The organism is Acidovorax sp. Leaf191 (assembly GCF_001424425.1).
Taxonomy (GTDB): domain Bacteria; phylum Pseudomonadota; class Gammaproteobacteria; order Burkholderiales; family Burkholderiaceae_C; genus Acidovorax.
The window spans coordinates 532,424-555,766 of the sequence record NZ_LMPT01000001.1 but is presented as its reverse complement, the minus strand read 5'-3'; the positions used below and the strand labels follow the sequence as shown (position 1 = coordinate 555,766).

Sequence of the window (23,343 nt, the reverse complement as noted above, 5' to 3'; positions counted from 1 at the left end):
CCCCAGCCGAGCCCGCGCCAGACACGGTGCGGCACCACAGGCTGAAAAGGCCGGACACCTGCGAGGGTGCCCGGCCTTTTCTTTTGGCGGCGGTGGACACGCCAAAAATGCCCCTGCCGCTTGTTGTGATTGCCTTTATTGCTACACATTTCATAGCTACCACACCGTAGCCATCGATCACGTCGGCCTGGGCCCACGGCAGTCATTCCCGCCGGGGCCGCCGCTACGCCTGGAAGCGATTTTTAGAAGGCCTTTTTACCTATAGCTGGCACAATTGGATACAGCAGCCCGGCCCCGCACGCAGTGTTTTGGCCGGGCGGTCTCTCGGGCTGGACGGGCATTGCTCTCGCTGTCTTTTGCGCTGGCCTCGGCCACCAGGCGGCTGACAAGTCCACGCTGCCGCAGAGTGCCACGCCCCGAACTCCCGTCATTTCCAGCATCTTCTTTCCAGTCCATCATGCGCAAATTCTCCTGGCTCTCCCTGACATGTGCGGCATTGCTTGCCAGCTGCGGCGGCGGCTCCTCCGACGGGGGGGACGTGGGCCCCGCACCCGGCGTGCAGCAGTACCCGGGCGGTGTCTGGTCGGGCACGGTCGGTACCGGCGCCCTGCAGCGCCAGGTGTTCGGCTATATCGACCCCGGCCCGACGGGCACCGGCGGCGAGTTCTACCTGGCGCGCGAGGCGGCCAGCTCTGCCGGGTACGACGGCCTTTACGGCCGGCTCAACGTGGACCGCACCACGGTGCTGGCCACCGGGGTCACGTACTTCTCGGTGCGCGACGGCAAGTTCGCCACCAACGTGACGCTGCGCGGCACCGCATCGGCCAGCGCGACCACGGGCCGCACCAATGCCATCAGCGGCAACTACAGCGACCCTGTGGCCACGGCGGCCGCCACCGGCTCCACGACCACGTTCAAGCTCAACTACAGCGACCTGAACAACCACCCCGCACGCCTGTCGCTCATGGAAGGCACCTACCGCGGCGGCGGTGTGTTCGGGGGCAACTGGGTGCTGTCCATCACGGCGCAAGGCGCACTCACCGGATCGGTGGGTGCCTGCACGGTCACCGGCACGGTGATCCCGCGCGCCAGCGACTCCGCGGTGTACGGCGTGTCGATGAACCTCTCGGGCAATGAAACCCTGTGCGCGGGCGCCGGCACCACGCAGGCCGGCGTCGCGGTGCTCAAGTTCGACGTGAGCGCCACGGAGCGCAGCGGCATCTGGATGATGACCCGCAACGCCACCGGCCCGGCGAACACCTTCGTGCTGGAAGGCAAGGCAGACAGCCCCAACAACCCCACGCCCGCCCCCACGGCCCAGAGCGCGGCGGGCAACTGGACCGGCACGGTCAGCGGCTCGGGCGCCACGTCGGTGTCCGCGGCCGTGCTCCCCGACGGCGGCTACTTCTTCTACCGCCCCATCGGCGCGGGCTACGACGCGCTGTACGGCACGCTGCTGGTCACGCCCGGCAGCAGCCTCGTGAGCTCCAACGACGGTGCCTACTTCAACCACCAGAATCCGCTGGCGACGCAGTACACCGAGTCGATGGTGCTCAGCGGCGACGCGCGCACCGGCGTGAGCTTTGCCGGTACCTACGCCAACCCCGCCCAGGGCAGCGCGGCGACGTCGTTCTCGATGGTGCCCGACACCACCTTCCCGTACAACGCGCTGCTGTCCTCGTCGGTCGCGCGCCTGGCAGGCACCTACAGCAGCCCCTCCATCGGCTTTGGCGGCACGAGCATGAGCCTCACGCTCAACGCGCTGGGCGAGATCAAGGGCACCACCAGCAACGGCTGCGCGCTCACGGGCGTGGTCACTGCGTATGAAGGCGGCGGCAACAATCTCTACCGCGTGCAGAACCTGGCCTACACCGGCGGCGGCTGCCCCTTCAACAGCTCGCCCAACCAGACGGGCGTGGCGTCCGCCCGTTTTGATGCCGCAGGGCAGGCCGTGACGGGCCTGCGCGTGCTGACAGCTGCGCGCACGCTGACAGGCCAGCGCTTCCAGACGATCTTCATCGGTACGCGCTGAGCGCCGGTGGAATCCGGGGGGGGGGGTGCCTGAGGCACCCCCTCCACCCTCCAGCCCTGCGCGCAGCAGGAGCTGAAAAAAAAGCCCCCCATGCTTCTGGCATGGGGGGCTTTTTCAGGTTTGTCCTGGCGGGACCGGCCCGCAGCGGCCCGGCACGCCGCACCGTGGGGCGCGGTGATCAGTTGCTGGCGTAGGGCGAGCGCAGCGGGTTGACCGGGAACGCCTGCAGGCCGGTGTAGGGCTGGAACGCATAGCGCACGTACAGGCCGCCGGCGAACTCGCGGTAGTTGCGCGCGTTGTTGAGCGACAGGTGGCCGCCCAGGAACACCTGCGGATGCATCTGGTACTCCATGGCAGCGCCCAGGTTGTAGCCCAGGCCGGTGCGCGACTGCCCGGGGTAGATGGCGGTGGCACCGGTTTCGCCGAACGCCAGCGCATCGCTGGCCGCCGCCGCCGCTGCCGCCTGGCGCGAGGGGCTGTTGGGGAAGTAGGGCGCGGCATCTTCCTTGAAGTACTGCACGCCCACCGAACCCTTGAGCTGGTAGGACAGGCGGCCATTGCGCTGCGCCCACTCGATGGGAATGCCGAACGAGAGGAACTGCTGCGGGCTGAAGTACCCGCCATGGCCCACGGTGAAGTACCGCAGGTTGCGCTGGTAGGACAGCCCCGTGAAGCTCAGGCCGGCGGTCAGGTCGGCGTTGGACGTGCGGTGCACATGCCAGTACATGCCGCCACCGGCTTCCACGCGTGCATTGCTGCGCACCCGCTCACCGGTCAGCCCGTGCAGCGAGCCGTAGCCGTACACACCCAGCTCGCCGTCGTCCCAGGTCAGGTCCACGCGGCCCCCGGTGGCCGACACGCCGCCCCAGCGGTCGCCGGTGCGGGCGTCGCGCGCCCCGGCGAACGACAGCAGGCTGTCGGTCACAGGGCGGCGCGACAAGTCCACGGCCATGGTCAGGTCGTCGTTGATGGGCATGCGGTAGCGCACGCCGCCTGTCACGTCCGCCTGGCCGAAGCCCAGGGGCGTGGTGCCGATGTCGGCCTTGAAGTTGCCGGACTCGTAACCCACGCTCAACCCGATGCCGCTGTCGCTCTGCGAGCCCGGAGCGCGCTCGGGCATGTCGAGCGCCGTGACCGGCCCACCGCCGAAACGGCTGACGGTGCCGTACGGCGTGCCCGGCGAGCCCGCACTGGCACCGGTGGGCGTCACGCCCAGGATGAGGTGTCCATCGCCCACGCTCATCTTGAGCTGCACCGGTGCCTCGATCTCGGACAGCTGGCTCATGCCCGCCTCGCCCTGGCGGGCGCGGGCCGTGGCGCCGACGGAAAAGCTGCTGATCTGGCTTTGCTGCACCTCGCGCAGCTCATCGCGCGCCGTGCGCGGGCGCGTGGGGTCCGGCACGGCGTTCAACGTGCCTGCGGTGGACCATGCCGACGGCTGCGGGGCCATCGCCTGCGCCCGCTGCTGCTGTTGCTGCAGCTGTGCAGAAGGCTGCATGCCCGGATAACCGGCATAGCCCTGCGCGGGGGTTATGTAGCCTGCCGAGGCGTTCTGCTGCGCCGGCACCGCTGCGGGCGCGTAGGCAGGGGCGTACGCAGGGGCATAGGCGGGCACGCTGGCCGCTCCAGTGCCGCCCGCGGCCGGGGCAGCGGCGGCGGATGACGCCGGTGCCTGCCGCTGCGCGGGCGCCACGGCGGTGCGGCCCGCCGTGGGCGCCGCCGCGTTGCGCCGCGCATTGGTGGATGGCGATGCGGCCCTCTCGGCAGCGGGGGCCGGCGTGGCCAGCTCGGGGTAGTAGCTGGCCGGTGTCATGGGCGGTGCCTGGACCACCATCTGGGGCGCGGGCGCAAAACGGCTCGCACCGGCAGGATCCGGGATGTACAGCCCCGACGGCGCATTGCTGCGCGCCACAGGCTGGGGCGCGTACTGCAGGGGCGTGTAGCCCAGCGGGGTGCGCGCCATGGCACCAGCGGACGCAGACCCAGGCACCGACAGGCCGCTGCTGGTGCGCTGCAGGGCTGCGCGCTGGGCAAAAGGATTGCCCATGCGGGCCGGGCCGGTGGACACGCCGCTGGCGGCCAGCACGGCGTCGCGCTGCGCGTTCTCTGCAGCGACGGCGGCGGTGAAAAACTCGGTGGCCTTGCTGTTCTTGCCCTGCGCCCGGTACAGCCGCCCCGCGGCGGTCAGCACCTCGGGGTCGCGCGGCGCGCGCGCCAGCGCCACGGACAGCAGCGACTCGGCGTAGCCGTAGTCCTTGGCACCCGTGGCCATGGCTGCGGTCTGCAGGATCAGGGGCACGTCGTTGGGCGACTTCTCCAAAAGCCGCGCATACAGCGCCTGCGCCTGCGCATAGTCGTTGTTGGCCGCATACATGCGGGCCAGGGCCGCCATGGCCAGCGGCTCGTCGGGCTGCTCGGCCAGCAGCGGCGCCAGGGTGTCGTACGCAGCGACGAGGTCGCCCGCCTCGCGCAGGCCGTCGGCCTGGCGCACGATGTACGCGCGGCGGATGTCGGCAAAGCTCTTGCGTTCGCGGTCGTTCATCGGCGCGGTCTGCAACTGGCGCAATATGCCGGCCAGCTCCACGTCCTGCTGCGTCTTGAGCAGCGTGGCCGCGTACTGCAGCCGCAGCCCCACGTCGGGCCGCGGGGTGCGCGCCAGCACCTGGCGCACCATGCCCAGGGCGCGCTGGGGCTCGCCGGCGTCGGCATAGGCCAGGGCCAGTGCGCCCAGCAATTCGGTGTCCTGCGTGGCAAACGACTCGGCCTGGGCCAGCGTGGCGAGGGCCTCGGACTGGCGGCCCTCGGCCGCGAGGGCCGAGGCGGCCGACGCCTGCACATGCACCCACACGCGCTTTTGCAGGGCCGCGATGTCGCGCGTGCGGTGCTTCTCGGGAATGCGGTCCAGCAGCGCCAGCGCGCCCGGCCAGTCGCTGGCTTCGGAGGCCAGCAGCGCGCTGGCGTACAGCGCCTCGGGCATGTTGGGGTTGGAGATGAGCAGGCCGTCCATCACGCCGCGCGCTTCGGCCACCGCGCCCATGCGCAGGTACAGGCGCGCCAGGTCCAGGCGCACCCAGGGGCTGGCGGGGTCGTTGAGCAGCGCGTCTTCCAGCGCCACGCGGGCCGCAGCGGTATCCCCGCGCTCGGTGGCGGCGCGGGCCTGGCCCAGTGCCTGCGCTGCGCGCAGGCGTCCCAGGGCGCCGACCTTTTCCTGCTGCGAGGGCGAGAGCTTCTCGACCAGGGCCAGCGCTTCGGCCGCCTTGTTGTTCTGGGCCAGCACACCCACCAGGCCGCGCACGGCATCGGGGTTGTCTGCCTGGCGCGCCAGCACGCGGCGGTAGGCGGCTTCGGCGGCGTCGTACTGCCCTGCCTCGACCAGCAGGTCCGCCAGGTCGGTCTGTGCCGTGACCTCGGCCGGGTTCATGCGCACGGCCTGCTCCAGGGATTTTTGGGCAGCCGCCGTGTCGCCGCGCTCACGCTCGCTGGTGGCCTGCTCGACCAGGCTCCAGTAAGTGGCACTGTCCAGCGCCTGCTTCCAGCGGCCGGCCGAGCCGGCGCGCGAGGCGCGCTCCAGCAGGCCGCGCGCGTCGGCAAAGCGCTCCTGGCGCAAGCGCAGGATGCCCAGGCCGCCCAGCGCATCGCCGTCGGCGGGGCGCGCTTCGAGCACGCTCGAGAAGGCGGTCTCCGCCGCATCGAGCTCGCCATCGTCCAGCGCCTGGAAGCCGGCCGTGGTGCGCTGGCGCAGCGGGTCGGCGCCTGCGGCCGGGCGGCCGGAGCTCTGCGCCTGCTTTTGCAGGTTCTGCGCCTGGGTCAGCCGCGTCTGCACGGCCGTGTCGCCCGGGTTGGCGCGCAGGAAGTTCTCGTACAGCGGGATGTCGGCCGAGCGCGTGCCCGTCCAGGCCAGCGCCTTGCGCCAGCTTTCCGTGGCGGCCTTGCCCACGTCGGGTCGGCCCGCCAGGCGCGCCAGCTGGCCGATGCCCTCGCGGCGCGTGGCGTCGCGGTAGGTCAGGTGCTGCGCCAGGGCCAGGGCGATCTGCGGGTCTTCGGGGGACTCCTGCGCCAGCCGGCCCAGGCCGCGGCGCGCTTCGTCCCAGCCGCCCGCCGTGGCGCCCAGGGTCTGGTAGTACTCCAGCGCCAGCGGGCCGGTGGGCGCGCGGTCACCCAGCGCGGCCTGGTAGGTGCTCAGCGCCTGGCTGGCCTGGCCGCTGCGGGCCTGCTGGCGTGCAGTCTCGATCTGCGGGGCACTGCGCCCGTTGCGGATGGACTCCTGCAGCCGGCTCACCAGCGGGCTGCGCGGCTGGGCCGCCTGCAGTTGCGTCAGGTAGCGCTGCGCGCCCTCGGGGCGCTGCGCGTTGAGCTCGACCAGCGCCATCCCGTACAGGGCCTGGGCGTTCTGGGGATTGATGCGCAAGAGCTTCTGCCAGGCCTCGCCCGCGCGGTCGGTATCTCCCCGCTCCTGCCAGTACTGGCCCTGGTCGAGCAGCGTCTGCTCGGCCCCGGTCTGGGCCCAGGCCGCGGGCGCCATCATCGAGGCCATCAGCCCCAGCGCAAGTGTGTGGTGACGACGGTGTTTGGAGGCCATGCCTTCCTTCTCCCAGATGGCCCCGGCCCACAACGGGGCCGGGAACGATTTGCTTGTTTCAGAACATCGCAGCGGGCGCCGATGCGCCGCGCGGCGTCATCACGCCTTCTGCTTGAGGCGGGCCCTGGCACGTGCACGCAGCGACAGGTACATGACGATGGCCACCAGCACCGCGGCAGACACCCCCAGCAGGATCAGCAGCAGCGGATTGCGCGAGAGGAACCATTGTGTGTACAGCAGCGGGCCCAACTGGCCCACATAGTAGTTTTTCTCGGCCAGCAGGCTGTCGACCTGCTTGCCGCGGATCACGGTGGTGCTGCCCTGCACGTGCGTGAGCGAATCGGCATCGAGCAGCGCATCCACCACCTGCGACAGCCCGGCGGGCTGGTTGCTGGCCACCAGCACCACGCTGCGGCCGTTCTTGAGCGGCGACTCGAAGCCCGCGATGAAAGCATCGGTGCTGCTGCTCGAGAACGCCACCTGGTTGCGGCGCGTCTGCACTCCGGCCTCTTCCTCGAAGCCCCACCAGCGCATCAGGCGGCGGGCCAGGTCGGCGAGCTGAAAGCTCTTGGCGTCGCCCTGCAGCGCCGCGGGAATGGAGCTGGCCCACTGCTTGAGCAGCGGCTGGTTGCCGCCGCCCGAAGAGATCACCAGCAGGTCCTTGTCGGAGAGCTTGTCCACCTGCTGCGCCTGCGCCACCGTCACGCCCATGGCGGGGTGGCCGGTCACGCGGCCCATGATGCCCATCAGGCCCAGGTAGGTGCCGTACTCGGCCAGGCCCGGCTTGTCGGGCATGACCACCGCAGTGTCCGACAGGTCGGCCATGCGGGTGAACGGGAAGCCCGCGTTGCCGAACGCGGCCAGGTCGGGCATGGCGATGAAGTGCTTGAAGCCGGAGATATCGAGGGTCGAATCCGCGTCCACCGAGCCGCGCACGTTGTCCAGCGGCACGTCCTTGCAGGCCCCCTGCTTGACCACGTCGTAGTAGTAATGCATCTGCAGCTGCGACTGCGACGGCAGCTTGAACAGCGGGATGTGGAACTTCTCGCGCTCCGGCCCGGTTTCGCTCAGCGGCAGCACCTTGGTCAGCAGGCGGTCGAACGTGCCGGGCTCCTCGTGGGTCACGGAACGCAGCGGCAGCGAGCGCAGGAACTGCTGGTTCACGTTGATGTTGAGCGTGGACTTGTCGGCGTTGGGGCGCGGGGTGTACCGGTAGCGCAGGTCCACCGGAATGCCCTTCTGGCGCCATGCGAACAGGTCGGGCGGCAGGAAGAAGTTCACGCGGATCAGGTCGGGCGAGTAGCCGGACACGTCGAGCGCAGACGCCTCGACCAGTTCGCCGAACTTGACCGGCCGGTCGTTGGGCAGCCAGTGGGGCGCGTCGTAGGGCTTGCGGGGCTTGAGCTCCGTGACCTCCGTGATGCGCGCGATGGAACCGGACAGGGCCGAAGACCCCACCGCCAGCGCCTTGGCCGCCACGGCCAGTTCGGCATCGTCGCGCCCCATCACCAGCAGCAGCTTGCCGTTGCGGTCCGCGGGGTGGCTCACCACCGCCACCGTGGGGCCCTGGATGTCCGGCAGCGACAGGCCGGCCGGGGCTTGCGCGCGGCCCGCCACCATCACCACGGCGTTGCCGCGTGCCGGCAGCTCGCCGATCAGCGACGGGAACTTGGCGCCGCGAAAGCCCGCCAGCGCGCCGAACCACGACGACATCGTGCCCGCCGCCTGCAGGGCTGCGGTGTTGGGCGCCGCGTTGAACACGATGGGCAGCTCCAGCGGGCGCACATCGCGGCGGTCGAAGAACGGCTGGGGCAGCAGCGCCAGGTCGTTGGTCTGCGCCACCGGGGCCACGGTCAGCTCCAGCAAGCTGTCGTTGCCGACGTTGGCCCACAGGCTGGAGTGCAGGGGGTCTTCGCACTCCATCGTGTAGTGGCCGATGAGCTGCAGGTTCAGCCGGTTGAACTCGGTGATCAGCCGCGGGGGAATGGTGATCTCGCGCTGCAGGTTTTCGCCCGCCTGCTGCGTGGTGACGGGAATGGTCGCGGCCACCTGCTCGTTGACCATCACCTTGATGTGCGACAGGTTGGTCAGCAACGCCGGCGAGTACGAGTAGTTGAGCTTGAGCTTCGCGCCCGTGACCACTTCGTCGTTGCGCACGCTGAAGGCCACGCCGCTCGTGCCGTCCACGCCGCGCAACTGCAGCGGGAACAGCGCGCCCAGTTCCTTGAAGCTGTTGCGCTGCACACGCACGCCGCCTGCTGCCGGCAGCGACCCGGCGGTGGTCTCCGCAGCCGGTGCGGGTGCAGGTGCCGCAGCGAGCTGCGCGACGGGGGCGGCCGTTCCTGCCAGCGCCAGGGCCAGCATGGCGGGGAGCATGCGCTGGCGCGGCAGCCGATCTGTCGGTTGTCGTGTGGAGGTCATGTGTGGAATCTTCGGATACAGGAAACGGAACGGCTACCGGGGCTTCAGCGACTTGACAGCGGTGGAGGCCAGCTGCCCCATGCCGCGCAGTCCGATCGTGATCACGCTCCCGAGCGAGCGCAGCGGCTTGTCGCGCTGGCCGGTGCCCCAGGTGGCGATCCAGGCGTCGGCGCGCGCAAAGGTCAGCGATGCCAGCTCTGCCTGCTGGGCCAGGGTGAGGTTGTCGAACTTCACGCCCAGGCGGCCTTTGCCGTTGAAGGTGACGACCGCCGGAAAGACGCCCTCCTCGTCGGAGCGGAACAGCGATACCGACAGCTTGCTGCCCATCGGGATGTCGCTCTCGGGCGGCACCGTGAGCCCCAGGCCGTGCTGCGAGAAGTCTTCGGTCTTGCACACCAGGGTGCGGCCGTTCTCGAAACGGATCACCGCCGGCAGGGCCGCCGCCACGCGTGGCGTGCCGCGGATCTGGCGCGTCTCGCTGGCCACCGCCACGCTCGCGCCGAGCAGGATGATGTTGTAGACCGTCCAGACCATGTTGATGACCAGCGTGGTCGTCTCGTCGCCGTCCGCGTAGAACAGCTTCCAGATGCCGACGGCGATGCCCACCAGGTTGATCAGCAGCAGCACCACATAGGGCCGCGCGATGGTCCAGTCGAAGTACGCCTTCTCGATCACGCCGCCCTTGGCCGTCACGTTGAACTTGCCCAGCTTGGGGTTGATGAAGGCCACGATCACCGGCCGCATGATGTACCAGGCCAGCACGGACTCGTACACCTCGTTCCAGAACGAGTGCCGAAAGCGGCCCTGGATGCGCGAGTTGGTGACGCTGGCGTGGGCCAGGTGGGGCAGCGCATACGCCGTGATCATGAGCGCGGTGGCCTGGAACACGTGCGCGTCGAAGAACAGGTAGGCCAGCGGCGCGGTCAGGAACACCAGGCGCGGCAGCCCGTAGAAGAAATGCAGCATCGCATTGAGGTAGCACAGCCGCTGCCCGAACTTGAGCCCCTTGCCGAACAGCGGGTTGTCGGTGCGGGCGATCTGCGCCATGCCCCGCGCCCAGCGGATGCGCTGGCCCACGTGGCCGGACAGGCTCTCGGTGGCCAGGCCCGCGGCCTGCGGCACTTCGAGGTAGGCGGTGTTGTAGCCCAGGCGCGCGAGCTTGAGCGCGGTGTGCGCGTCTTCGGTCACGGTCTCCACCGCGATGCCGCCCACCTCCAGCAGCTCCTTGCGGCGGATGATGGCGCAGGAGCCGCAGAAGAACGACGCGTTCCACAGGTCGTTGCCGTCCTGCACGATGCCGTAGAACAGCTCGCCCTCGTTGGGCATGCGGTGAAAGGTGTCCAGGTTGCGCTCGAAGGGGTCGGGCGAGAAGAACACGTGCGGCGTCTGCAGCATCACCAGGTTGGTGTCCTTGAAGAACCAGCCCATGCAGACCTGCAGGAACGAGCGCGTCGGGATGTGGTCGCAGTCGAAGATCGCGATGTACTCGGAGTTCGTGATCTTGAGCGCCGCGTTGATGTTGCCCGCCTTGGCGTGGTGGTTGTTGTCACGGATGATGTAGCCCACGCCCAGCTCTTCGCAGAACTCGCGGAAGTCCTGGCGGCGGCCGTCGTCCAGCACGTACACGTGCAGGCGGTCCTGGGGCCAGTCGAGGCTCATGGCCGAGAACACCGTCTGGCGCACCACTTCCAGCGGCTCGTTGTAGCTGGGGATGAAAACGTCCACGCTGGGCCAGGTGCTCACGTCCGCGGGCATGGGCACCGGGCGGCGCTGCAGCGGCCAGGCGGTCTGCAGGTAGCCGATGAGCAGCACGGCGAACGCGTACAGCTCGGCCAGCACCAGGCCGTAGCCGAAGGCGGCGTCCACCCAGTTGGTGAAGCCGATGGTGTCGGTGAAGCGCCAGTAGATGTAGCGCGACGAGGCCGAGATCGACAGCACGATCATCGCCAGCGTCGACAGCCGCCCCGGGGTCTTGCTCAGCAGCAGCGCGGCGCCGAACGAGCCCAGCGAGAACAGCACCTGCCCCTGCAGGTCCAGCGGCACGCTGATGACCAAGCCCATGAGCAGCGCACTGAACACCACCGCCGCCACGCGCGCCAGAGGATGCGTCCAGATATCCCACGCCGTGATGGCATGCACCACCGTGCGCCAGTGCGCCTGGGGGCTGTGCGAATCGGCGTCGGCGACTTCGTCCGCCCGGGGGCGCTGGTCGACGCTCATCGCGGCGCTCCCGGCAGCAGCGGCAGGCGCAGGCGCTGGGTGATCGCCCGCGCGCATTTGCGCAGGTCGTCGGCGGCCTGGCCGTGGGCGTCGTACTGCAGCACACTCTGGTCGTAGGCGAGTGCTTCGCGCACCGCCTGGTCTTCATGGATCACACCGACCAGGCGTTCGCCCAGGTTGTCCTGCATGACGCGCGTGATGTCCTTGGCCAGCTGGCGCGCGCTGTCGACCTGGTTGACCACGTACAGCGCGTCCACAAAGTCCGGTCGGGGAGCGCAATATGTATTCACCAGGCGCTGCATGAGCGCCAGGGCCGCATAGGAAGCCGCATCGGGCAGGCTGACGATCACCGCCGCCTGCGCGGCCGACAGCGCCTGCTGCATATACACCGACGGGCCGGGCGGCGTGTCGACCAGCACCACGGCGTCGGGCGGCAGCTCCAGGCGCTGCAGCTGCTCGACCAGCCAGGCAGGGTGGGCGTCCAGGTGGCGCTCGAAGGCCACCCGGTCCGACTCGTTCACCATCCCGAAGGGCAGCACGTTCACCCCCGAGAGGCTGCGCACGCAGACAGCGCCCCAGTGTTCACCTTCCAGGCTGGCGCGGGACACCCCGCCCAGCGCGCGCGGGTCGGCACCGAAGTGCAGGCCCAGCGCGTTCTGCGGGTCCATGTCCACCACCAGGAGCGTGCCCACGCCCTGGCTTTGCAGGGCCGTGGCCAGGTTCGCCGTCAATGTCGTCTTGCCCACGCCCCCCTTGGCGGAAACGATAGCGATCACCTTCATGGGTACGGACCTCGGCGCGGTTGCCAGACCGGAGCAGGCGCGGGTGCAGCTTGCGGGGCGGCCGGAGCGGCTGCGGCCGCCCCGGCCAAACGGGCGAACACGGAGGGCAGGTCCGTGGGCAATGCACCGGCTGCGGGCGCAGGGGCTTCGGCGGCGGGAGCGCCGGAGCGCAGGCCCGCCAGGCCCGACAGCGGCGAGCGCGACGCCAGCGCCGATGCGGCCACCGGGGCCGGAGAAACGGGCGTTGCCGCCCGGTAGCCTGGCGCGTGGTCCGCAGACATCAAGGGGGCGGCGACGGGTGCGGGCTGCGCCAAGGCGTCCACCGAAGCGGCAGCCGGGGCCAGGGCCGCAGGGGCAGGGGCGGGCGCCGACACAGGCGCAGGGGCCAGTTGCGCCCATGCGGCAGGACCCGGACCCGCGGGAGCGGCGGCCGGCACAGCGTTCGGCCGGACCGCGGGCACTGGAGCCGCCTCCGCGGCATCGCCGCGGCGCACCACCGACGGGATGTCCCCGGCCACGGCGCCATGCACCGCCGTCACCAGCGGCCAGCGGTCACGCGACAGCTGGTGCTCCTGCTGGCGCGCCAGTTCCTGGTAAGGGCCGGGCTTGGCGCCAAACTGTTGAAAGAGGTTCACGACGTCATCGGAGGGCTTCATAGGTCAATCACCGTCTGTGCGTTGTTGCGTGCGGGGCCACAGTTCAGCGCGCCAGCTGGAACTGCACGCAGCCCCAGGCGTCGGCAGGAGCCACCTGGACCACGCGCAGCGCCCCGGAGCCGGCCTGCTCCATCCAGCTCTGGTACACCCCCTCCAGGAAACCGCCCGACCACTGGACGTGGCGCGCCCCGAATGCTGCAGATACGGGCGAAAGGCTGTGCTGGATGTTCAAGCGCGCCGCTTCTTGCGACAGCTGCACCCAGCCCCAGTCGATGCGCTCCCACACCGCCGTCATGCCGCGCTGCAGCTCGTCCAGCGTGGCAGCGGGCGCCAGGGGGTTCGCGGCCGCAAAGCGCGTTCCCACGCGGAACATCAGCGCATGCAAATCCTCGGGGGCCAGGGAGGACGCGAATTCTTCCGTCAGCGCCTGCAGGAACCCCCTCCATTGCGCTGCGCACTGCTGCGTGGCCATGTGCTCGGCGATCTCTGGGCTGGGGAAGGAAGCGGCGGAAGTGGACATGGCGCAGGCAGGAACATCAGACCGGCGGCGGGCCGGCGCAGGATTGACCGAACTAAGGGTAAACCAGAACCACCGATTGATACACATGGTTTCAATCAGCGTGCCGGAATTTTAGAAGCCTTGATCCGCACACGCCCTTTTCGGCCTGCATCCAAAGGTCAACTTGGTTCAACTGCCGGCAACTACCGACCGGTTTGTAGGTACCAAACCACACCAACCATCACGAAAACTATTAAATGCTGAATTTAATAGTTTTTTGCAACTATCGTGGTGTGTAAATGTTTCAGTCCGAAGCGCCTGAAATCACCCCACCGCCCAGGCACACCTCGCCGTCGTACAGCACCGCACTCTGCCCGGGCGTCACGGCCCATTGCGCCTGGTCGAAGCGCAGCCCGAAGCCGTCCGCCTGTGCACCGCTCAGCTCGCAGGCCGCGTCCTGCTGGCGGTAGCGGGTCTTGGCGGCGTAGGCGCCCGGCGCCGGCGGCTGGCCCGCCGTCCAGCTGGCGTCCTGGGCCGAGAGCTGGTGCGACAGCAGCCAGGGGTGGTCATGCCCCTGCACCACGCGCAGGGTGTTCCTGGCCAGGTCCTTGCGGGCGACGAACCAGGGCTCGTGCTCGCCGCCGCCGCGCTGGGCACCCTTTTCCTTGATGCCGCCGATGCCCAGCCCTTGGCGCTGGCCCAGCGTGTAGAAGGACAGGCCAACGTGCTTGCCCAGGGTGCGACCCCGGTCGTCCTGGATGGGGCCGGGTTCGTGGCTGATGTAGCGGTTCAGGAATTCGCGGAACGGCCGCTCGCCGATGAAGCAGATGCCGGTGGAATCCTTCTTCTTGGCGTTGGGCAGGCCGATCTCCTCGGCGATGCGGCGCACTTCGGTCTTGTGCAGCTCGCCCACCGGGAACAGCGTCTTGGACAACTGCGCCTGGTTCAGGCGGTGCAGGAAGTAGCTCTGGTCCTTGGAGGGGTCCAGCCCCTTGAGCAGCTCGAACAGGCCCGAAGCCCCGTTCTGGCGCACGCGGGCGTAGTGCCCCGTGGCGATCTTCTCGGCACCCAGGCGCATGGCGTGGTCGAGGAACGCCTTGAACTTGATCTCGGCGTTGCACAGCACGTCGGGGTTGGGCGTGCGGCCGGCCTGGTACTCGCGCAGGAACTCGGCGAACACGCGGTCCTTGTAGTCGGCCGCGAAGTTCACGTGCTCGATCTCGATGCCGATCACATCGGCCACGGCGGCCGCGTCCACGAAGTCGATGTTGGACGAGCAGTACTCGCTGTCGTCGTCGTCTTCCCAGTTCTTCATGAAAATGCCGACCACCTCATGGCCCTGCTGTTTGAGCAGGTGGGCGGTCACGGCGGAGTCGACGCCGCCGGAGAGGCCGACGACGACGCGCTGCTTGGGGGATGCTGTCATCCCTGCGATTGTATTTTTGCGGACGCCCCGGCGCTGCGCGGCCGCGCAGTACGCGTAGCCACCAGCAGGTCATAGAGCTGCTGGGCCGCCGGGGACAGCGACCGCCCCCGGCGCTTGATCAGCCCCATCTGCCGCGTGACCACCGGGTCCACCAGCGGAATGCTGACGAGGGTGGGGTGGTCCTTGCCCGGCATCGCCAGGCTGGGCACCGCCGCCACGCCCAGTCCCGCCTCCACCAGCCCGAGCAGCGTGGTCACGTGCTTGGCCTCGTACAGGCACTGGGGGCGGTCGGGCACGTTGGCCAGCGCCAGGTCCATCAGCAGGCGGTTGCCCGAGGTCTTGCCCACCGACATGAAATCGTGCTGGCCCAGCTCCGCCCAGCTGACCTTCTTGCGCCGCGCCAGCACATGGTCGCGCCGGCAGGCCGCCACGAAGCGCTCGGCCAGCACCGGCTTGAACTCGATCTCGGCCTCCTGGCTGCCGATGAAGTTGAGGCCGAAATCCGCATCGCCCTGCGCCACGGCCACCAGCACCTCGTTGGCGCTGGCGTCGTGCACCTTGACGCGGATCTTCGGAAACCGCTCGTGGTAGCGCTTGACCACCTGCGGCAGAAAGTAATACACGGCCGAGGGCACGCAGGCAATGGTCACCTCGCCCATGCGCCGCGCCGCCACGTCGCCCAGGCCCATGAGCATGCCATCCAGGTCGTCGAGCCACACGCGCGTCTTGCGCGCGAAGTCGCGGCCCACGGCCGTGAGCGTCACGCGGCGCGTGGTGCGGTCGAGCAGGCGCACACCCAGCGCCTCTTCCAGCTTGTCGATGCGGCGGCTGAAGGCCGGCTGCGACAGGTGGATGGATTCGGCCGCGGCCCGAAAGCTCTGCAGCTCGGCCACGGCGGCAAAGGCCTGGATGTCGGCGAGATCGAATTTCTGGTTCATGGCGGTCCTGCGGTGCTGGGCGTTCTGGCGGTAATGGAAAAAGGTGCAGTGGACGCGTTCTGTGTGCCCGAAACCATTGCTCCGTGTGCATCAATGCTTCGCAAAGTTGCAATTTACAGATGCCATTTCAGCACGTAAAAGCACGCGGCATCTATTGCACAGCATGCATCAATCGTTGCCAACAATGCAATTCACAAACAAGTCGCAGCGCCGCACCATGCAGACCCATGAGCTACAACCTTCCTTGCGTTCTGATGCGCGGCGGCACCTCCCGGGGCCCTTTCTTCCTGGCCGACTGGCTGCCGCAGGACACCGCCCAGCGTGACCGCACGCTGATAGCGGCCCTGGGCTCGCCGCACGAGCTGCAGATCGACGGCCTGGGCGGCGGCAACTCGTTGACCAGCAAGGTGGCCATCGTCTCGCGGTCGGTGCACGCCGACTGCGATGTGGACTACCTCTTCGCCCAGGTCAGCGTGGACGAGGCCCGCGTGGACACCCGCCCCAACTGCGGCAACATGCTCGCTGGCGTGGGGCCCTTCGCCATCGAGCAAGGCCTGGTGCCCGCCAGCGCCACCGGTGACGTGACGCGGGTGCGGGTCTACAACGTGAACACCCGCTCGCGCATCGACGTGCAGGTGCAGACCCGCGGCGGCCGGGTGCACTACGAAGGCGACGTGCACATCGACGGCGTGCAGGGCACGGCCGCCCCGGTGCTGATGAACTTCCTCGACGCCTGGGGCGCCGTCACGGGCCAGATCTTTCCGACCGGCCAGCGCATCGACACCCTCCACGGCCTGCCAGTGACCTGCATCGACGCCGCCCAGGTGATGGTGCTGGTGCGCGCCGCTGACCTGGGCCTGCGCGGCGACGAAACGCCTGCCGAACTCGACGCCGACACGGCCCTGCTGGCCCGGCTCGAAGCCCTGCGCTGCGAAGCCGGGCTGCGCATGGGCATGGGCGATGTGTCCCACAGCGTGCTGCCCAAGCCGGTGATCGTCTCCGAAGGCACGGTACCCGGCAGCATCACCTCGCGCTACTTCACGCCCCGGCGCTGCCACCGCTCACACGCAGTGACCGGCGCCATCGGCGTGGCCGCCGCGATGGTGCTGCCCGGCACCGTGGCCACCGACACCCGCACCGCGCCCAGCGCCGGCGCGCGCCGGGTGGAGGTGCTGCACCCGGCCGGCCGCATCCACGTGGACGTGGAGCTCGCACTGGTGGACGGCCACTGCACGCTGGTGCAGGCCGCCCTGGTGCGCACGGCCCGAAAGATCCTGGAGGGCACGCTGTTCGTGGCGCACCACACGCTGGAGCCGCACGACTGACGCCCCACGGCTCCCACCCCGAGACCGTACTGCCGTGCGGCGGGCACATCGATACGTAACGCGGCGTACCGCGGGCACGTCCCGCGCCGCCCTTCTTCAACCCTCAACCCTTCCGCTTTCCGCTTTCCGCTTTCCGCTTTCGCTATTCCATACCTACATCACAGGAGACAAGACATGACTCGCCACACTGCACCCACACCCCACGCTGCTCCCCTTTCGCGCCGGCGCACGCTGGCCGCCGGGCTGGCCCTGGCCACTCTCGCAGCCGGCATGCCGCTGGCCGCGCACGCCGCCTTTCCCGAGCGCTCGATCACCCTCGTGGTGCCCACCGCGGCCGGCGGCGGCAACGACGGCATGGCCCGCGTGGTGGCCCAGAAGATGTCCCAGCTGCTGGGCCAGTCGGTGATCGTCGAGAACAAGGCCGGGGCCAACGGCGCCATCGCCGCGGAGTTTGTGGCCCGTGCCGCGCCGGACGGCCACACCATCCTGTTCGGCTACATCGGCACGCACGGCATGAGCCCCGCACTGCAGAAGCTGCGCTACGACCCCATCACCCAGTTCGAGCCCATCGGCATGGTCTGCTACTCGCCCACGCTGATGGTGATCAACCCCAAGGTGCCCGCCAAGACCGTGGCCGAGTTCGTGGCGCTGACCAAGGCGAACCCCACCGCCTACAACTACGCATCGGCCGGCAACGGCACCGCGCCGCACTTCTCGGCCGAGATGTTCAAGCTCGAAAGCGGCGCGCAGATGGCGCACGTGCCCTACCGCGGCTCGGCCCCGGCGATGAACGACACCATGGCCAACCAGACGCAGGTCATGTTCCCCAGCCTGTTCTCGGCCTCCTCGCACGTCAAGAACGGCAAGCTGCGCGCGCTGGCCCTGGCCGGTCCCAAGCGCTCGTCGCTGATGCCCGACGTGCCCACGATGGAAGAGGCGGGCATCAAGGGCGTGGAGATCACGCAGTGGTACGCGCTGTTCGCCCCGGCCAAGACCTCGAAGGCGGTGGTAGAGCAGCTCAACAAGACGCTCAACGCTGCCCTGGCCGACAAGGACGTCGCGCGCCGCATCGAGGAGCAGGGCGCCGTGGTGGACAGCAGCACGCCCGAGGCGCTGGCCATGACCGTGCGCCAGGAACTCGCCAAGTGGCGCGGCGTGGTGCAAAAGGCCCAACTGACGGCTGATTGACCCCGCCCCCCAAAGAACACACCGATCCGAGGAGACACCATGACAACAAAGACCGCGGCGCCGTACGCCCTGTCCGCGCCCTTCACACTCTGCGCACTGCTGGCCTGCACACCCGCCTTCGCGCAGACGACGCCTGCAGCCTCCACCCCATCCTCCGCGCTCACGCTCTACGGCGTGGTGGACCTGGGCGTGCGCCAGGCCAGCGGCCTCTCGGCCGCCAACGCGCCCGCGCCGGGGTCGAGCCGCAGCCTGGGCAGCGGCATCCACACCACCAGCCGCTGGGGCGTGCGGGGTACCGAAGACCTGGGCGGCGGCCTGCGAGCGCTGTTCAACCTGGAAAGCGGCCTCAACGCCGACACCGGCGCGCCCGCCAACAGCAGCAAGTACTTGGACCGCGCTTCGTGGGTGGGCCTGCAGGGCGGGTGGGGCACGGTGGCGCTGGGGCGGCAGACGACCACGCTGGCCGACGCCATATCGCCCGTGGACCCGCTGGCCATGCGCTTTGCCAGCTTCAACCCCAACATCGGCGTGACCGCGCTCAGCCAGCACGGCCTGGGCATCGAGTACGGCAGCGCGGGCGCCAACTCGGGCTCGTACCGGCTGGACAACTCCATCAAGTACACCGGCCGTTTCGGCGGCTTCACCGCACGGGCCATGCTGGGCCTGGGCGAGGTGGCGTCGCAGACCTCGCCCTTGTCCTCGCGCGGCGTGGGCCTGGCCTATGCGGACGGCGGTTTCACCGTGTCGGGCGCAGTGCAGAACTTCAAGGACGCCAACCTCCGCTCGCTGGACGGCGCGACGCTGGGCGCGGCCTACCAGTGGGGCACCGTGCGCCTGGCGGCCAACGCCGGGCGCAGCAAGGCGCAGACCGGTGCGGCCACACACACCGAGCAGCGCGTGCTCTCGGCAGGTGCCACCTGGGCGGCCCTGCCGCTGCTGGACCTGACCGCCACCTACTACAAGGTGGACCGCGAGCGCACCGGCTCGGCCGACGATGGCTACGGCCGCATGGTCGCGTTTGCCGAGTACAAGCTGTCGCGCCGCACCCGGGTGTACGCCGAGCTGGACCACACGCGCTGGCGCAACGGCTTTCAGGGCGCGGCCAACAAGCGCACGGCCAGCGGCGTGTCTGCCGGTGTGATGCACAGCTTCTGAGGTCGCCAGGCCCGGCTGCGCAGCGTCTGGTGGGGCTGCGCAGCCTGTTTCTTTTCTGGCCCATGCGGGCGGCATGGCACCTGCGCGCCGTCGATTCTTCCCTGGCGTCACCACGCTACAAAAACAGTAGCTGCTTGCGCTGTCCCATCCAGCGGCAGGGCCCGTTTTTCACCAAAAAGCAGCGCCACCCGAGTGTGCGAACATCCGCGCCATCACACACCGTGATGGCATTCGCCCACGAGGCCCTGCGATGGAACTGAGACAACTGCGCTATTTCGTGCGCGTGGTGGAGCGTGGCTCCATGAGCCGCGCCGCCCTGGACCTGGACGTGGTGCAGTCCGCGCTCAGCCAGCAGATCACCCGGCTGGAGGGCGAGCTGGCCACGCGCCTGCTGCAGCGCACGCCGCGCGGCGTGACGCCCACCGAGGCGGGCCTGGCGTTCTTCCGCGAGGCCCAGCTCACCCTGCGCCATGCCGACCAGGCCGTGCGCGCCGCGCAGCAGGCACGCCTGTCGGGCACCGTCACCGTGGGCCTGGCGCCCACCACCGCGGGCGTGCTGGGCCTGCCGCTGATGCAGACCATGCGCACGCGCTACCCCGACGTGCGGCTGCACATGGTCGAGAGCATGTCGGGCCACCTCACGGCCATGCTCAACGCGCGCGAGCTGGACCTGGCCGTGCTGTTCGACACCCGCCTGCACCAGGCCCGGCAGGCCGCGGGCGCGCGGCGCTGGGAGATGGCGCCGCTGCTGGAAGAAGACCTGTTCCTCATCTGCGCGCGCCGAGGCCCTGGCAACCCCGGCGGCCGCGCCTTGCCCGACACCCTGACCGTGGCCGAGCTGGGCGACGAGCCGCTGATCCTGCCCACCGGCCCGCACGGCCTGCGCAGCACGCTCGACACCGCCTTTGCGCGCGACCGCGTGGCGCCGCACGTGGTGCTGGAGGTGGACTCGCTGGCCATGGTGATGGCCGCCGTGGACGCGGGCCTGGGCTCCACCGTGCAGCCCTGGGCCGCCATGGGCCGCTACCCGGACGCGGCCGAGCGCTTTCAGTGCGCGCGCCTGACCGACGCGCCCGCGCGCCGCGTGAACCTGCTGTGCAGCCTTCCGGACGAAGAACTCTCGCCCGCCGCACTGGCCACGCGCGTGGTCATGGCGGACTGCGTGCGCGAGCTGGTCGCCAGCGGCCAGTGGTTCGGAACGACGTGGATCGGCGGCGAAGGCGCAACCGTCTGAACCTGCCACGCGCCCTCAACGGCCACGCTGCCATCTCGATCCGTGATACCCCCATGACCTGAGCCTGCTGCACGGCGGGCCGCCGTCTCCCTACAGTCGCCGTCACACGATGAACGACACGGCGACCCCGCCAGGAGACACCACCATGGGCCCCACACCCCCTCCCACCACGCCTGCCTGCGGCACGGGCTGCACCCGCCGCATCCGCACGGGCCCACGGCCATGAGCGTGGATGTCCTGGTCATCGGCGGCGGCAACGCCGCGCTGTGCGCCGCGCTCATGGCGCGCGAGGCAGGGGCCAGCGTGCTGCTGCTCGAATCGGCCCCGCGGGCCTGGCGCGGCGGCAACTCGGCCCACACCCGCAACCTGCGCTGCATGCACGATGCACCGCAGGACGTGCTGGTCGGCAGTTATCCCGAAGAGGAGTTCTGGCAGGACCTGCTCAAGGTCACGGGCGGCCTGACCAACGAACACCTGGCGCGCCTGGTGATCCGCGCGTCGGCCACCTGCCGCCCCTGGATGCGCCGCCACGGCGTGCACTTTCAGCCCGCGCTGGCGGGCACGCTGCATGTGGCGCGCACCAACGCGTTCTTCATGGGCGGCGGCAAGGCGCTGGTCAATGCCTACTACCGCAGCGCCGAGGCGCTGGGCGTGCAGGTGCGCTACGAGTCGCCGGTGGAGCGCCTGGATATCGACAACGGCCGCTTCGTCGCGGCGCACCTGGCGGGCGGCGAGCGCATCACCGCCAGGAGCTGCGTGCTCGCGGCCGGCGGGTTCGAGTCCAACCGCGAATGGCTGCGCGAGGCCTGGGGCCAGAACGAGCGCGGCGAGTGGCCGTCGGACAACTTCCTCATCCGCGGCACGGCCTACAACCGGGGCGTGCTGCTCCGGCACCTGCTCGACGACCACGGCGCGGACCGCATCGGCGACCCCACGCAGGCCCACATGGTGGCCATCGACGCGCGCGCGCCGCTGTACGACGGCGGCATCTGCACGCGCATCGACTGCGTGTCGCTGGGCGTGGTGGTCAACCGCGATGGCGAGCGCTTCTACGACGAGGGCGAGGACTTCTGGCCCAAGCGTTATGCCATCTGGGGACGCCTGGTGGCGCAGCAGCCGGGGCAGATCGGCTACTCGGTCATCGACAGCCAGGCCATTGGCCGCTTCATGCCACCCGTGTTCCCGGGCGTGAAGGCCGACACCCTGCCCGAGCTGGCCGCAAAGCTCGGCCTGCCCGTGGACACCTTCATGCACACGCTCGATACCTACAACGCTGCCTGTCGCGTGGGCACCTTCGACCACACCACGCTGGACGACTGCCACACACAGGGCATCGCGCCCGCCAAGACCCACTGGGCGCGATCCATCAATAAAGGGCCGTTCTATGGCTATGCGCTCAGGCCCGGCGTGACCTTCACCTACCTGGGCCTGCACACCGACGACACCGCCGCCGTGCGCTTTGGCAATGCGCCCAGCCCCAACCTGTTCGTCGCTGGCGAAATGATGGCCGGCAACGTGCTGGGAAAGGGCTACACGGCCGGAGTGGGCATGAGCATCGGCACGGCCTTCGGGCGCATCGCGGGCGCACAGGCCGCTTTGGCATCAAAACAGGGCCTACCGCTTGCCCACCCAGCGCGACCAGCTACAAAAACAGGAGTACCCCATGCAAGCGCTTGAAGCCCTGACACGCGATGCCCGGGCGCTGGCCAACGGCGACGTGGTGCCTGCACTGCCCTTGTCGGGCGCCGAAGCCGAGGTGGCGCGCCAGCTGCAGATCTGCAACGCCTGCCGCTACTGCGAAGGCTTTTGCGCCGTGTTCCCGGCCATGACGCGCCGGCTCGAATTCCCCAAGGCCGACATCCACTTCATCGCCAACCTGTGCCACAACTGCGGAGCCTGCCTGCACGCCTGCCAGTACGCGCCGCCGCACGAATTTGCGGTGAACATCCCGCAGGCCATGGCGCAGGTGCGCGGCCAGACGTATGCGGACTACGCGTGGCCCCCGGCGCTGGGCGCGCTGTACCAGCGCAACGGCCTCACGCTGTCGCTGGCGCTGGCATTAGGCCTGGCGCTGTTCCTGGTGCTGGCGGTGGTGCTGCACGGGCAGGGCCTGGCTGCGCTGTGGAGCACGCCGCAGGGCGGCTTCTACGGCATCTTTCCGCACAACCTGCTGGTGGGCCTGTTCGCGCCGGTGTTCCTGTTCGCCACGCTGGCCCTGGCGCTGGGCGTGCGCCGCTTCTGGCGCGATGTGACGCCCGCCACCAGCGGCGCGCCGCTGAGCGCGCCCGCCACGGCCGAGGCCACCGATGCCGTGCTGCGCCTGAAATACCTGGACGGCGGCCATGGCGAGGGCTGCCACAACGAGGACGACGCGTACACCCTGTCGCGCCGGCGGTTTCACCACCTCACGTTCTACGGCTTCATGCTGTGCTTTGCCGCCACCAGCGTGGCCACGCTGTACCACTACCTGCTGGGCCAGGCGGCACCGTACGACCTGCCCAGCCTGCCCAAACTGCTGGGCGGCGTGGGCGGCATCAGCCTGACGCTGGGCACCGCGGGCCTGTGGTGGCTGAACCTGCGCCGCCACCCCGCGCAGGGCGACGCCGCGCAAAAGCCCATGGACCGGGGCTTCATCGCGCTGCTGTTCCTCACCGCGACCAGCGGCCTGCTGCTCTGGGCCGCGCGCGGCACGCCGGCCCTGGCGCTGATGCTGTGCCTGCACCTGGGCGCGGTGATGGCGCTGTTCGCCACGCTGCCCTACGGCAAGTTCGCGCACGGCATCTTCCGCACCGCAGCGCTGCTGCGCCATGCGGTGGAAAAGCGCCAGCCCCACCCCATCGGACTGGGTGCCGATTGAGACTTGCAGCGGCGAAACGCCATACGGGTCC

15 protein-coding genes are annotated in these 23,343 nt (G+C 69.6%); 7 read left to right on the top strand and 8 right to left on the bottom strand.

What is annotated here, in order from left to right; all coding sequences use genetic code 11:
• Positions 1–457: 457 nt before the first annotated feature.
• The gene (locus ASG27_RS02440; RefSeq protein WP_235503873.1) at positions 458–2,032 is read left to right on the top strand and encodes a hypothetical protein; all 1,575 of its coding nucleotides are present in this window, start codon (positions 458–460) and stop codon (positions 2,030–2,032) included.
• 178 nt (positions 2,033–2,210) lie between these two features.
• Here ASG27_RS02440 and ASG27_RS02435 read toward each other — a convergent pair whose 3' ends face one another.
• The 8 genes from ASG27_RS02435 to ASG27_RS02400 all read right to left on the bottom strand — a co-directional run bounded on the left by ASG27_RS02435 (position 2,211) and on the right by ASG27_RS02400 (position 15,553).
• Positions 2,211–6,611 (bottom strand): cellulose biosynthesis protein BcsC, encoded by a 4,401-nt coding sequence (locus tag ASG27_RS02435; protein ID WP_235503872.1) that lies wholly within the window; start codon positions 6,609–6,611, stop codon positions 2,211–2,213.
• A 99-nt stretch (positions 6,612–6,710) separates the two neighbouring features.
• A complete protein-coding gene (gene bcsB, locus ASG27_RS02430) occupies positions 6,711–9,032 on the bottom strand; it encodes a cellulose biosynthesis cyclic di-GMP-binding regulatory protein BcsB (protein WP_056411013.1) in 2,322 nt (773 codons plus the stop codon).
• 33 nt (positions 9,033–9,065) lie between these two features.
• Positions 9,066–11,252 carry a UDP-forming cellulose synthase catalytic subunit gene (gene bcsA, locus ASG27_RS02425; protein WP_056411011.1) on the bottom strand — a complete coding sequence of 729 codons (2,187 nt, stop codon included), beginning with the start codon at positions 11,250–11,252 and terminating at the stop codon, positions 9,066–9,068.
• On the bottom strand, positions 11,249–12,034 hold the full coding sequence (gene bcsQ, locus ASG27_RS02420) for a cellulose biosynthesis protein BcsQ (protein WP_056411008.1): 786 nt from the start codon (positions 12,032–12,034) through the stop codon (positions 11,249–11,251). Before bcsQ ends, bcsA begins: the two co-directional genes overlap by 4 nt.
• Complete coding sequence (gene bcsP, locus ASG27_RS02415) at positions 12,031–12,690, bottom strand: cellulose biosynthesis protein BcsP (protein WP_056411005.1); 660 nt, start codon at positions 12,688–12,690, stop codon at positions 12,031–12,033. The genes bcsQ and bcsP overlap by 4 nt, the downstream gene beginning before the upstream one ends.
• Positions 12,691–12,733: 43 nt before the next feature.
• Positions 12,734–13,210, bottom strand: a complete 477-nt coding sequence (bcsD, locus tag ASG27_RS02410; protein WP_235503871.1) for a cellulose biosynthesis protein BcsD — start codon at positions 13,208–13,210, stop codon at positions 12,734–12,736.
• A 283-nt stretch (positions 13,211–13,493) separates the two neighbouring features.
• Positions 13,494–14,615 carry a tRNA 2-thiouridine(34) synthase MnmA gene (mnmA, locus tag ASG27_RS02405; protein WP_056411000.1) on the bottom strand — a complete coding sequence of 374 codons (1,122 nt, stop codon included), beginning with the start codon at positions 14,613–14,615 and terminating at the stop codon, positions 13,494–13,496.
• Positions 14,612–15,553: a LysR family transcriptional regulator gene (locus tag ASG27_RS02400; protein WP_056410997.1), complete on the bottom strand. Its 942-nt coding sequence runs from the start codon at positions 15,551–15,553 to the stop codon at positions 14,612–14,614. Before ASG27_RS02400 ends, mnmA begins: the two co-directional genes overlap by 4 nt.
• Positions 15,554–15,780: 227 nt before the next feature.
• Here ASG27_RS02400 and ASG27_RS02395 point away from each other — a divergent pair, with 227 nt between their 5' ends.
• From ASG27_RS02395 to tcuB, 6 genes are all read left to right on the top strand, one after another.
• A complete protein-coding gene (locus ASG27_RS02395) occupies positions 15,781–16,878 on the top strand; it encodes a 4-oxalomesaconate tautomerase (RefSeq protein ID WP_056410993.1) in 1,098 nt (365 codons plus the stop codon).
• 174 nt (positions 16,879–17,052) lie between these two features.
• On the top strand, positions 17,053–18,066 hold the full coding sequence (locus tag ASG27_RS02390) for a Bug family tripartite tricarboxylate transporter substrate binding protein (RefSeq protein ID WP_056410990.1): 1,014 nt from the start codon (positions 17,053–17,055) through the stop codon (positions 18,064–18,066).
• A 39-nt stretch (positions 18,067–18,105) separates the two neighbouring features.
• The gene (locus tag ASG27_RS02385; protein ID WP_056410987.1) at positions 18,106–19,221 is read left to right on the top strand and encodes a porin; all 1,116 of its coding nucleotides are present in this window, start codon (positions 18,106–18,108) and stop codon (positions 19,219–19,221) included.
• A 250-nt stretch (positions 19,222–19,471) separates the two neighbouring features.
• Positions 19,472–20,455: a LysR substrate-binding domain-containing protein gene (locus tag ASG27_RS02380; protein WP_056410985.1), complete on the top strand. Its 984-nt coding sequence runs from the start codon at positions 19,472–19,474 to the stop codon at positions 20,453–20,455.
• Positions 20,456–20,677: 222 nt separating this feature from the next.
• Complete coding sequence (gene tcuA, locus ASG27_RS02375) at positions 20,678–22,132, top strand: FAD-dependent tricarballylate dehydrogenase TcuA (RefSeq protein WP_056410982.1); 1,455 nt, start codon at positions 20,678–20,680, stop codon at positions 22,130–22,132.
• The gene (tcuB, locus tag ASG27_RS02370) at positions 22,119–23,312 is read left to right on the top strand and encodes a tricarballylate utilization 4Fe-4S protein TcuB (protein WP_056410979.1); all 1,194 of its coding nucleotides are present in this window, start codon (positions 22,119–22,121) and stop codon (positions 23,310–23,312) included. Before tcuA ends, tcuB begins: the two co-directional genes overlap by 14 nt.
• Positions 23,313–23,343 lie beyond the last annotated feature (31 nt).